General features: G+C 73.1%; 8 protein-coding genes. 1 reads left to right on the top strand and 7 read right to left on the bottom strand.

Annotated elements, in window-relative coordinates; all coding sequences use genetic code 11:
- Window positions 1–122 precede the first annotated feature (122 nt).
- From HZZ10_RS12215 to HZZ10_RS12205, 3 genes are read right to left on the bottom strand one after another with little or no spacing between them, the layout of a single operon-like run.
- Window positions 123–1,769, bottom strand: coding sequence for a sensor histidine kinase (locus tag HZZ10_RS12215; RefSeq protein ID WP_308507570.1), 1,647 nt, complete (start codon window positions 1,767–1,769; stop codon window positions 123–125).
- Window positions 1,770–1,772: 3 nt separating this feature from the next.
- The gene (locus tag HZZ10_RS12210; protein WP_056128188.1) at window positions 1,773–2,492 is read right to left on the bottom strand and encodes a response regulator transcription factor; all 720 of its coding nucleotides are present in this window, start codon (window positions 2,490–2,492) and stop codon (window positions 1,773–1,775) included.
- Window positions 2,493–2,541: 49 nt separating this feature from the next.
- Window positions 2,542–3,120: an NYN domain-containing protein gene (locus tag HZZ10_RS12205; protein WP_056128190.1), complete on the bottom strand. Its 579-nt coding sequence runs from the start codon at window positions 3,118–3,120 to the stop codon at window positions 2,542–2,544.
- A 339-nt stretch (window positions 3,121–3,459) separates the two neighbouring features.
- Between HZZ10_RS12205 and HZZ10_RS12200 the strand changes: the two genes are divergently transcribed.
- The gene (locus HZZ10_RS12200) at window positions 3,460–4,206 is read left to right on the top strand and encodes a type 1 glutamine amidotransferase (protein WP_056128192.1); all 747 of its coding nucleotides are present in this window, start codon (window positions 3,460–3,462) and stop codon (window positions 4,204–4,206) included.
- A 123-nt stretch (window positions 4,207–4,329) separates the two neighbouring features.
- Here the strand turns inward: HZZ10_RS12200 and HZZ10_RS12195 are convergent, their stop codons facing one another.
- The 4 genes from HZZ10_RS12195 to HZZ10_RS12180 form a co-directional block, all read right to left on the bottom strand.
- Window positions 4,330–5,100, bottom strand: a complete 771-nt coding sequence (locus HZZ10_RS12195) for a PspA/IM30 family protein (RefSeq protein WP_056128196.1) — start codon at window positions 5,098–5,100, stop codon at window positions 4,330–4,332.
- A 177-nt stretch (window positions 5,101–5,277) separates the two neighbouring features.
- Window positions 5,278–7,335: a TPM domain-containing protein gene (locus HZZ10_RS12190; protein ID WP_179913720.1), complete on the bottom strand. Its 2,058-nt coding sequence runs from the start codon at window positions 7,333–7,335 to the stop codon at window positions 5,278–5,280.
- Window positions 7,336–7,501: 166 nt separating this feature from the next.
- Window positions 7,502–9,181 carry a DNA repair helicase XPB gene (locus HZZ10_RS12185; protein ID WP_056128201.1) on the bottom strand — a complete coding sequence of 560 codons (1,680 nt, stop codon included), beginning with the start codon at window positions 9,179–9,181 and terminating at the stop codon, window positions 7,502–7,504.
- A 100-nt stretch (window positions 9,182–9,281) separates the two neighbouring features.
- Complete coding sequence (locus tag HZZ10_RS12180; RefSeq protein WP_179913719.1) at window positions 9,282–11,951, bottom strand: helicase-associated domain-containing protein; 2,670 nt, start codon at window positions 11,949–11,951, stop codon at window positions 9,282–9,284.
- Between the last annotated feature and the right edge of the window lie 71 nt (window positions 11,952–12,022).

Raw genomic sequence — 12,022 nt, 5'->3', positions numbered from 1 at the left:
TCGGGACGACCGGCAATGCTAGCCCTGTTCTGGCGCGACGGCGCACCGGCGCAGGTCACGGGCGCTGCGGGGAGCGCCGAGACCGACCGGTGCTGGCCTGACGGCCTGGCCGGGACCGATCCTCAGGCGGTCGGTGCGCCAGGCTCCTGCAGGTCGTCGGAGCGGCTCTGGGCCGGCAGCACGGCACGGACGGTGAGCCCGCCGCCGTCGGTCTCGTGGACCGAGACCGTCCCGCGGTGCGCGGCGACGATCGCGGCGACGATCGCCATGCCGAGCCCCGAGCCGCCCGAGGAGCGGTTGCGCGAGGAGTCGGCCCTGTAGAAGCGCTCGAAGACCCGGCCGGCCTGGTCCGCCGGGACGCCCGGGCCGTGGTCGCGGACCTCGAGCACCACCTGCGCCGGCTCGTCGCCCGGGCCGACAGCGATCTCGGCGGCCGTGCCCGCCGGGGTGTGCTGGGCGACGTTGCCGATGAGGTTGGTGAGCACCTGGCGCAGCCGGTCTTCGTCGCCGGTCACCGTGACCGGGGCTGGCGGTGAGACGCCGTCGAGCGCTGTGAGGCGCACGGTCCGGCTCGGGTCGAGGGCGTGCAGGTCGTCGACGGAGTCGCGGGCGAGCGTCACGAGGTCCACGGGGTCCGACCGGATCGGTCGGCCCTCGTCGAGGCGGGCGAGCGCGAGCAGGTCGTTGACCAGCGTGCCCATGCGGGTGGCCGAGTCCTCGATCCGCCGCATGGTGTCGTCCATCGCGTCAGGGGTGGTCAGCGCGCCCATCCTGTACAGCTCGCCGTAGCCGCGGACCGTCGCGAGCGGGGTGCGCAGCTCGTGGCTCGCGTCCGAGACGAAGCGGCGCATGCGGGCCTCGGAGGCCTCCTGGGCGTCGAAGGACTGCTCGATCTGGGCGAGCATCGTGTTGAGCGAGCGCGCGAGGCTGCCGACCTCCGTCGTGACAGGGGCCTGCGGGACGCGTTGGCTGAGGTCGCCGTCGGCGATGCGCGCGGCTGTGCGCTCGATGGTGTGCAGCGGGCGCAGGGACCTGCGGATCGCGACGTAGCCGATGGTGGCGCCGAGGACCGTGAGCGCGAGCGTCGTGACGATGAGGATGCGCTGGATCTGCGCGACGGTCTGCTGGACGGGGGCTAGGGGGAGGGCGACATAGCCGGTGATCTGGCTGCCGTCCTGGAAGGAGAACGAGAAGGACTGGGCGCGCCACTCGCTCGTCCCGCCGCTGCCGTCCTGGACCCCGTCCACGGTGAAGACGCCCGAGGGCATGCTGCCCTGGGCGAAGGTGTACGCGGTGATCGCCGGGATCCCGTACTTCTCCGTCGTGGTCCCGCTGACGAGCGGACGGCTGCCGAGCTCGGGGAAGAACGCGAGGATGTAGTAGTCGTTCGGCAGGTAGGCCTGGCCCGTCTCGCGGTAGGCGTAGACCGCCTGGGGGACCACCTGGCTCGCCGTCACCTGGAGCTGCGTGTCGAGCTGGTCCGTGAGGTAGCGGGACAGCACTGTCGAGGTGAGGGCCACGGAGATGCCGAGACCGGCGAGCAGCATCGCAGTGACGATCGCGATGAGCCGGGCGCGCAGCGGGGTGCGGGCCCAGAAGGCCGTGACAGGTCCGACGTACTCGCCTTCGCCCTGCAGGCCCGCAGGCGCTGCGGGGGTCTCGTCGGCCGGGGCACCGGAGCCGCGCGCGGGGTCGACGGCAGCGCCGCCACCCGCCTGCTGGTCGGCAGGCGGGGGCGGCGGGACCGGCGGCTCGTGGTGCTGCGCCACGCGCTACCTCTTGGGCGGCTGGCGGAGCAGGTAGCCGACGCCGCGCTTGGTCGCGATGAGCGGCTCCGGCATCGAGCCGTCCGGCAGCGGGGCGTTGTCGATCTTGCGCCGCAGGTACGAGATGTACGACTCGACGATGTTCGCGTCGCCGCCCCAGTCGTACTGCCACACGTGGTCCAAGATCTGCGCCTTGGACAGCACCCGGCCCGGGTTGAGCATGAGGTAGCGCAGCAGCTTGAACTCTGTCGGCGAGAGGTCGATCACGCGGCCGCCGCGGCGCACCTCGTGCGAGTCGTCGTCGAGCTCGAGGTCTGCGAAGCGCAGCACGGCGTCGTCGACGGGGGTCGCGTGGGTGCGTCGCAGCACGGCACGGATGCGCGCCACGACCTCTTCGAGGCTGAAGGGCTTGGTGACGTAGTCGTCGCCGCCGACCGTCAGCCCGGTGATCTTGTCCTGGGTGTCGTCGCGCGCGGTGAGGAACAGCACGGGCATGTGCTGGCCCTTCTCGCGCATGCGACGGGTGACTGTGAAGCCGTCCATGTCGGGCAGCATCACGTCGAGCACGACGAGGTCGGGCTCGGTGTCGCGGACGAGCTTGAGCGCGCTCATGCCGTCCTCGGCCGCGAAGACCTCGAAGCCTGCGAAGCGCAGCGAGGTCGCGAGCAGCTCTCTGATGTTCGGCTCGTCGTCGACCACGACGAGACGTGCCTCGGGTTCGGTCATGCCACCAGTGTGCGACTGTTCGCTGAGAGGTGCCTGAGAGGCACCTGGGTCAGATGTAGCGGAGCGGGTCGAACTCCTCGATCGGGATGATGCGCACGCGCGGCAGCGGGGTCGTGAAGGCACCGACGGTCTCTTCGAGGTCGAAGAACTGCAGCCCGCGGGCGCTCAGCTCGTTGAGGCGGCCGTTGACGAACTCGCGGAAGCACATGAGCCCGACACGGCGCTCGCCGTCGAGGAGGGCCTCGACCTGCGGCAGGAAGTCACCGTCGTGGCTGGCGAGCAGGACGTCGCCGTCGACGTCCTTGATGGCCTCGAGGGTGCGCTGGATACCCATGTCCACGACCTTCTCGTGGCTCGCGCCGGCCAGCGGGATCGGGCGGTAGCCCATCGCGAGCAGCGCCTGCACGAAGGGCATCGGCATCTGGCCGGAGGAGGCGTTGAGGAAGAACAGGGGGGTGACCGGCTGGCCCCACAGGGACAGCGCGAACTCCGAGATGCGGTCCCAGCGCGGGCGCTCCTCGGGGGCGGGGCGGTGCCCCAGGACGTTCATGCCGAGGGTGGCGTCGATGTTCTCGCCGTCGACGAGCAGGTACGTGGGACGCGCGCTGCGCGTTTCGATGCCGGACATGAGACGACTATAGGTCGCAGGGCCGCTCCGAGCGGCATCGTCCACAGGTGCGGACGGCGTCAGGACGCGGGTCGGGCAGGTCTTCGAGCCCCCGCACGCACGTCCCGCCGACCCTGCGTCAGCACCGTCCGGGCCCGGTCGGAGGGCCCGTCGCGAACCTTCCGGGTGCGGGATCGGCTGCGAGATGGTAACGATCTGACCTCGGCGTTTGGGAGGGCGCCGCGGGCAGCCGTACCGTGGGCAGATGCTCGCCCCCAGCGAGTGCGGTCACCAGCGCTGCTGACCGTCGTCTCTTCCTGCCACCGCCCCGGTGGTGCACCAGCCCTGAGGATGATTCTGATGACTGCAGCACACGTGACCGTGATCGAGAACGCCCCCGACGCCCCGCTCGGCTCCTTCGAGCAGCACCTGACCGCGGCGGGACTCACCGTGAGGACTGTCCGCCCGCACGCGGGCGAGGCGCTCCCGGCCCTCGCCGACCTCGGCGCCGGACTCGTGGTGCTCGGCGGCGACGGCACTGCCTACGACGACGAGCGGACCCCGTGGCTGCCGGGTCTGCGCACGCTCCTGCTCGACGCCGCGACCTCGGGCGTCCCGACGCTCGCCGTCTGCCTGGGTGCCCAGCTGCTCGCCGTCGCCGGCGGCGGCCAGGTGACCGTCGCAGCCCCTCCCGGGCGCGAGTCCGGAGCGGTCAGGATCTTCTGGCGTCCCGAGGCGCGCACCGATGCTGTCGTCGGCGCGACGGCCCGCGCTGCGGCCGAGGTGGGTGGACGTGCGAGCGTCTACCCGACCGACCACGCCGACGCCGTGAGCGAGCTGCCCCGCGACGCCGTCTGGCTCGCCTCGTCGAACATGTACCCCTTCCAGGCCTTCAGGCTCGGTTCGGCCCTCGCGGTCCAGTTCCACCCGGAGGCCGACGCGGCGATGCTCGAGCAGTGGCTCGCCGACGCCGAGCCGGCCGAGCGTGCCGAGGCCCTCGAGAGCCTCGCCCAGGCGGCCGAGCGGGCCGAGACGAACGGCGCGGAGCTCGCTCGGGCCTTCGTCGAGCAGGTCCTCACGACCAGCACGGAGTCCGTGCTCGTCTGAGCCGACAGCGAGGCAGCGCGACGGCCCGCTGCTCGGCGCTCCTGCGCGGTGAGCAGCGGGCCGTGCGCGCCGGCCCTCGGACGTGGCTGTCAGCCCTCGACCGGTGTCAGCCCTCGACCGGTGTCACCCCTCGATCGACGGGGTGACCGGCGTGCTGCTGATCTGCGGGGCGCCGGCCGTGCTGCCCGACTTGAGGGCGGCGAGCCGTGCCTCGATCTCGATCTGCGCGCCCGAGGCCTCCAGCTCTTCGAACTGCGCGTCGAGCGAGGACGCCGCGACCTCGGCCTGACCGATGGCCTTGGCCTCCTCGCGGCGGACCTTCTCCTCGAAGCGCGAGATCTCGCTCGTGGGGTCGAGCACGTTGATCGAGCTGAGCGCTCCCTGCACGGTCTGCTGGGCCTCGGCCGTCTTCTGCCGCGCGACGAGCGAGTCCCGACGGGACTTGAGGTCGGCCAGCTTGGACTTCATCTGCGTGAGGCCGGTCTTGAGCTTCTCGACGGTCTCGCGCTGCGCGGTGATCGACGGCTCGGCTTGCCGAACCTCGGTCTCGGACGAGATCTGCTTCTGCAGGGCGATCTTGGCGAGGTTGTCGAACTTGTCCGCGTCGGCGGTGTTGCCCGCCGCGCGGTACTGGTCGGCGCGCTGCGACGCGGCGACGGCCTTGCTGCCCCACTCCTGGACGGCAGCGACGTCCTCGTTGTAGTCCTGCTCGGCGAGACGCAGGTTGCCGATGGTCAGGGCGACGGCCTGCTCGGCCTCCGCGATGTTGTTCGTGTAGTCGCGGACCAGCTGGTCCAGCATCTTCTGGGGGTCCTCCGCGCCGTCGAGGAGGGCGTTGATGTTGGCCTTCGCCAGCTGCGCGACCCGTCCGAAGATGCTCTGCTTCTGTGCCATGTGCGTGCCTTCTCTCTCGTGCGTGCTGTGTGAGATACGTGCTGTGTGAGGTGCGTGCCCGGCGGTGGGCTGCGCCGCCCGGACGTGTGGTGCGCACGGCGCGTGCCGTGCTCTGCTCGTGGGCCGGCGTGGTCTGACGTGCTCCCGTCTGCGGCGGACCTGCGTCGCGGCGGCCGGCTAGAAGCGACCGCCCCTGCTGCGACCGCCGCCTCCGCGGCTGCCTCCGCTCCGGCCGCCGCCGCCCCCGAAGCCACCGCCACGGCTGCGTCCGCCGCCCCCGAAGCCACCACCGAAGCCGCCTCCGCCGAAACCTCCTCCGCCGCCGTAGCCTCCGCGGCTGCCGGAGCCGCCGCGCAAGATCGAGTCGATGAGGATGCCGCCGAGGATCATGCCCCCGACGTTCGACCCGCCGCTGCCCGGCCCCTGACGGTTCTCCCAGGACTGCACGTCGGCCTGCGCCAGCTGCTGCGCCGACTGCACGAGCTGCTCGCACCGACGGATGGTGTCGAGCGCCGTCACGGGGTCGGAGGGCGCCAGTGCCCGGGCCTCGTCGAAGAGCCGGGTGGCCTCCGAGAGCCGGGTGCGGGCCTCCGGGCCGACGGCCCCCTTGCGGGTGGTGATGAAGTCGGACACCGCGGTGATCTGCGACCTGACCCGGCCGAGGGTCTCCGCGAGCAGAGCCGCAGCCCTGGCACGCTGCTCGTCGGCCTCGCGTCGGGGTGCGAGGGCCGTGTCGAGCGCGGCCTCGGCCTCGGTGACGTCGCGGATCGCGGCGAGCGGGTCGCCGCCGGACCGCGCGGCCTGAGCCTGCGCGACGACGCTGCGTGCGCGGTCGGCCGCAGCCGAGACAGCCGGGTCACCCGCACCCAGCCTGTCGGCGTCGGCGAGGTCGGAGGCGATCGACGTGAGGGCGGCGTCGAGGCGCGGACCGGCGCTCGCCAGGTCTGCACCGGCCGAGTCCACGGCGTCGAGGAGCACGAGGGCCTGACCGACGGCCTGCGACGCGGCGCGGGAGTGGCCGACAGCCGTCGCCCTGTCGCCGCCCGTCACGGCCGCCTCACCCGCGGTCACCGAGTCGGCGGCGGCGTCGAGGAGGCGGACCGCCTGGTCTGGGTTGGCGGACACCGAGGTGAGGGCCGAGGCCGGGTAGGTGACGGCCAGGGAGGCGAGGGCCCCGCGGGCCGGCTCGACCCGCGCGCGAGCCGTCGTGATCCGCTCACGGGTCTCGGCGAGCACCTCGGGGACCGTGGCCTGCAGGTTGCGGAGCTCGGTCAGCTGGGCGCCCTCGGCGTCGAGGGACTCCGTGACCTGGTCGCACAGCCCGATGATCTCGGCGAGCATGACCCGCTTCTGGGGCTCGGTCTCGGGGGTCGAGTCGTCGAGCTGCTGGCGCAGGGTGAAGGCGCGGGTGACCGCGCCCTTGGCGGCGGCCAGCGCAGCCTCGTAGGAGGCTGTCGCCTCGGGGCCGAACTGGGCCTGGGCGAAGCCGAGCTCTTGCTCGGCTGTCTTGAGGTCGTCGTCGACGGCGACGAGGGCGGTGCTCGCGCGCCGCTCGAGCTCGTCGGTCGGCAGGGTCGAGAGGCCACCCTCGGCGGGGTTGCCCGCGCTGCGGCGACGTCGCGCGGCGGCCCAGGCCACGAGGGCGATCAGGGCGATCACCACGAGACCTCCGACCAGCAGGACCGTGAACGCGCTTGGTCCCGAGCCTCCGGTGAGCTCTGAGCGCAGGGTGTCGGCGGCGGCGACGGCCCCGCCTGTCCAGTCGTCCTGCGCGAGACGGTCTTCGACGGCGACCTCGACGGCGTCGAGCTGGTCGTCGGTGAGGGGGTTGCCCGGACCGACGTAGAGCGCGTACCGGCGGTCGTCCACGGCGACGGCGAGGAGCACGTCGTTCGTCCCCATGCCCGACAGCGCGAAGGTCTCCTCGGCCCACGCCGGGCCGTCGGCACCGTCGAAGGTGGGGACGTAGGCGACGAACAGCTGCTGGTCCGTGTCGTCGCGGAGCGCGTCGAGGGCCGAGCGGACCGCACCCTCGTCGAGGACGCCAGCGGTGTCGGTGACGTCGGTCGGCAGGTTCAGCGGCTCGTCCGCGCGGGCAGACGGCGCGAGGAGCACGAGGGCCAGGACCGCGAGCAGCGCTGCGAGGGCGGCACGGATCTCGAGCGCCGGTCTGGCGAGGTGGGTCATGGGCGCAGCAGGGTGCCGGACAGTCGGGTACGCACGCGCAAGGTCCACCCTGCGATCCTGCGCTACCTGCGAGAAGACCGCAACGGGGCCGTCGACGGGACGACCCCGTCGACGGCCCCGGCGGTGCTGGGGACCGTGCAGCCGAACCGGCGGGAGCGGTGCACGCGCCTGGCGAGCCTGGCCGGTCGAGCGGGCGGCAGGCCTGCCTGCTGGGTCAGGCGCGCTCGTCCGTGACCTGCTCGATGTCGTCGGCGTCCACGATCCTGTACGCGTAGCCCTGCTCGGCCAGGAACCGCTGCCGGTGCGCGGCGAACTCCTGGTCGACGGTGTCGCGGGCGACCACCGCGTAGAAGTGCGCTGTGCGCCCGTCGGCCTTCGGGCGCATGACCCGGCCGAGGCGCTGGGCCTCCTCCTGGCGGGAGCCGAAGGACCCCGACACCTGGATCGCGACCGAGGCCTCGGGCAGGTCGATCGAGAAGTTCGCGACCTTGCTCACCACGAGCTTGGTGATCTCACCTGTCCTGAAGGCGTCGAAGAGCCGCTGACGCTCCTTGACCGACGTCGCCCCCGTGATGACAGGTGCGTCGAGGTGCTCGCCGAGCTCTTCGAGCTGGTCGATGTACTGGCCGATGACGAGCGTCGGGTCGCCCTCGTGCAGCTTGACCAGCCTCTCCACGATCGCGTTCTTGCCCGGTGCACAGGCCGCGAGCCTGTACTTGTCCTCGGGCTCGGCCGTCGCGTAGAGCATCCTGTCGCGCTCGGGGAGCGTCAGACGCACCTCGACGCAGTCGGCCGGGGCGATGTAGCCCTGCGCCTCGATGTCCTTCCACGGGGCGTCGTAGCGCTTGGGGCCGATGAGCGAGAAGACCTCGTCCTCACGGCCGTCCTCACGGACGAGCGTCGCCGTCAGACCGAGCCGGCGGCGGGCCTGGAGGTCGGCCGTCATGCGGAAGATCGGCGCCGGCAGCAGGTGCACCTCGTCGTAGACCACGAGTCCCCAGTCGCGGGCGTCCAGCAGCTCGAGGTGCGTGTACACGCCCTTCCGCTTGGTCGTCAGCACCTGGTAGGTCGCGATGGTGACGGGGCGGATCTCCTTGCGGGCACCTGAGTACTCGCCGATCTCGTCCTCGGTGAGCGTCGTGCGGCGCACGAGCTCGTCGCGCCACTGCCGGGCCGAGACGGTGTTGGTCACGAGGATGAGCGTCGTCGTGCCGGACCTGGCCATCGCTCCGGCGCCGACGATCGTCTTGCCCGCACCGCAGGGCAGCACCACGACACCGCTGCCACCGTGCCAGAACCCGTCGACGGCCTGCTGCTGGTAGGGGCGCATCTCCCAGGGCTTGTCGCCGTGGCCGGGGTCGGTCGGGCTGAGGTCGATCGGGTGCTTCTCGCCGTCGACGTACCCCGCGAGGTCCTCGGCGGGCCAGCCGAGCTTGAGCAGCACCTGCTTGAGGTGGCCGCGCTCAGAGGCGTGGACCGACACGGTGTCGTCGTCGATGCGGTCGCCGAACAGCCCGGCGGTCCGCTTCGACTTCATCACCTCGGCGAGCACGGCACGGTCCGTGGTCTCGAGCACCAGGCCGTGGACCGGGTGCTTGGACAGCGTGAGCCGCCCGTACCGCGACATCGTCTCCGCGACGTCGACCAGCAGCGCGTGCGGGACCGCGTACCGGCTGAAGGCCAGCAGCACGTTGACGACCTGCTCGGCGTCGTGACCCGCGGCGCGCGCGTTCCACAGCCCGAGCGGCGTCAGGCGGTAGGTGTGCACGTGCTCCGGGGCGCGCTCGAGCTCGGCGAAGGGCGCGATCGCGCGGCGCGCCGCGTCGGACTGCGGGTGGTCGACCTCGAGCAGCAGGGACTTGTCGCTCTGGACGATGAGTGGGCCGTCAGGCATGCAGCGTTCTCCCTGGGGTGGGTGGTCTGTCGAGCGAGGTGCGTGCCCGCGCCGGTCGCCCGGAGGCGAGGTGCGGGGGAGTCGGAGGGTCAGGAACGGCTCATGGTGCGCCGGGGATGGGCTCGACGTTCGCGATGCGGTGCACGGCGACGGTGAGCTCGGACTCGCGAGCGACGTCGACAGCCCGCAGGCGACCGGCGTCCAGACGCGTCGGGCGGAGCCGACGACGGGTCAGGTCCCCTGAAGGGCCGACGATGTCGACGAGCACCTCACGACCGTCGGCCGCCGCCTCACGCAGCAGTGCCAACGCGACGACAGGTTCTGTTGTTCCCTCACCGGGCTGGCCCGCGGCGGTCGAGGAGGTGCCGGTGCTCGCGCTCGCGGAAGACGGGGCAGCCGAGCCGTCAGCGCTGCGGCCGCGACCTGCGGAGACGCCGCCGCCAGCAGTCCGGCCGGGGCTCGCGGTCCGGCCTGGAGCCGAGGTGGTCGCCGCGCGTCCTCCCGACGCCGCGCCTGGTGCTGTCGGGTTCGGCTGGGCGGTCCCAGCGGTCCCAGCGGTCCCAGCGGCCTGCGCAGCGCGGGCCTGCTCCTCGCCGCGGCGCAGCACGGCGACGAGAGCCTGCAGGCGGTCCGGACGGTCCGGTGCCACGGCGCGGACCGAGCCGTCAACGCCGGGCGCCCGGCGTCGGCCGCGCCGACCGGCGAGTCGGACACGAGGGGCGCGCCTGTCGGCGTGCACGACCTGGCCGTCGGGGCCCTCCATCGCCGGGGCGAGACCGCGCTCGCGCAGCGCCGCGAGCAGCTGGGAGGGCGCGGCCGACGAGGCGAGGACAGTCGGCGCGATGCGGAACAGCCCGAGGCCGCGCAGGCGGGGATCTTCGACCAGCCCGGCGAGCAGCACGGGGTCTTCGACCCTGACGTAGGCCGACGCGGCCCCGAGCCGCAGCTGGCCGTGCCGCCGGGCGGCGTCCCGCACGAGGTACTCGAGAGGCTGGGGAACACCTGAGCGGGAGTGCACGGCGAGCTCGGCGAGCAGCTCTTCGCCCGTGCGGCCCGCGTCGAGGGCCCGGGTGACCGACTCGGGGGTGAAGCGCACGGTGATCGCCGAGCCGCGCGACTCCACCACGGCAGAGTCGGCGAGCAGCGCCTCGAGGGCGGGTGACGGGCGACCGGGGACGATGCCCGTCTGGTCGCCCTGGAGCAGCAGGTCGTCGACGGCCTCGGGCAGCGCCGCGCCCATCGCCGAGGCGAGCGCGGCGCGGGCCGCGTCGTCGGCGACGGTGAGGACAGGGACGCCGGCGAGGACGGCGCCCGCTGCGGAGAGCGCCCCGGCACCTGTCACGCCGAGCAGCGCGGACTCGGCGAGGAGCGCGTCGACGGCCTCGTGGGGTGGCACGGCGCGGGGGGCGCGCCACCGCAGGACGGAGGTGATCTGGTCGGCGGTCACCGGCGTGCCCGGGGCGGCGTGCAGGACGCCGAGGACCTCGCTGCGCAGCCTGGGGACCCACGCCCTGTGGAGCTCGGGCTCGAGCGCGCTGCGCAACGCTCCCCGCTCGTCGCGGCTGCCGACCAGCCAGGGGGTGCGGGCCGAGGAGTGCCAGGCCGTCACGAGGGTGGTCCAGCGGCGGGGGAGGTCGTCGGCGAGCCAGTCGTCGGCGTCGAGGGTCGGGGCGTAGGAGGCGGGGTCGTCGCCGTCGTCGACCACGAGCCCGGCCATGGCGGCGAGCTCGACCACGAAGGCCGCCGTGCGCTCGTCGACCTCGAGACGCAGCCCGAGACGGCGCAGGTCGCGGACGCCGAGACCACCCGAGCGCAGCCTCGCCGCGGGTGTCTCCTGCCAGAGGGCCACGAGGTCGGCGACGAGGCGTGTGATCTCCTGCGCCGCGCGGGCCGACTCGGCCTCGACGGTCGCCGGGTCGAGGGTGGCCGGCGGCAGCTGGGGAGGTGTGCTCAGACCACGGTGAGTGCGTCCCTCGCGCAGGGCGAGGGCGACCTCGCGCGGCAGCAGGACGTGGTGCGCGTCGGCCTTGCGGACGAAGCCGTGCTCGAGCAGCCAGCGGGTCGGGGCGGCGGTCGGGCCGTCGGCTGTGCTCGGCATCCGGCCCACAGGCGGACCCCAGGTGAGGGCTGCGAGGATCGATCGGGCACCGGCGGGCGCCGAGGCGAGGGCCTCGTGCATCTCCGGGGTGACGGCGAGGGACCAGTCGGTCTGCGCTGCGGGGCCTGGGCTGGTGCTCGAGGTGGTGCTGGCGCTCGCGGCGGCGGCTGCGGTGGTGCCGCGGCCGGAGCTGGTGCTGGTGCCTGAGCTGCTGCCTGAGGTGGAGCTGCTGCCGGAGGCTGTCAGGGCACCGGATGCCGACGGTCCGAGCCCGGCGGGAAAGGTGTCCTGCACCTCGTCGACGCCCGGAGCCACGCGGTACGTCGTCGGGGTCGGGCGCCAGAGCAGCGCCGACTCGTCGAGGTCGGCGAGGATCTGCGCGAGGCGCGCCGCGTCGTCAGGCTCGGGCGAGCTGCCGAGGACTGCCGAGAGGATGCGCTCGTCGGTCGCCTCGTCACCGATCGTCTCGAGCACGTGGACAGCCTCGAGGACCTCGAGGTGCGCGACGTCCAGGCTCACCACGGCGCGGTGGACGCTCGCGCGGCTCATCGCACGGGCGGCGAGCGAGAGCAGCGTCGAGGGGGAGGGGGACGCGAGGTCGGGCCGCCGAGACAGCAGCGCGACGAGCCGGGCGTCGTCTCTCGCCCGCACCGAGTCGCTGAAGGTGACCATCCGCACGACTTTACGCGCCAGTCCCGCACGCTGTCCGCACAGCCCACCCCGCCCGGTCCTCCCGCCAGCCC

Origin of the sequence: Sanguibacter inulinus, assembly GCF_013415325.1 — a bacterium.
In the GTDB taxonomy this organism is placed as follows: Bacteria; Actinomycetota; Actinomycetes; order Actinomycetales; family Cellulomonadaceae; genus Sanguibacter; species Sanguibacter inulinus.
This window is presented reverse-complemented; position numbering and strand designations above follow the sequence as displayed.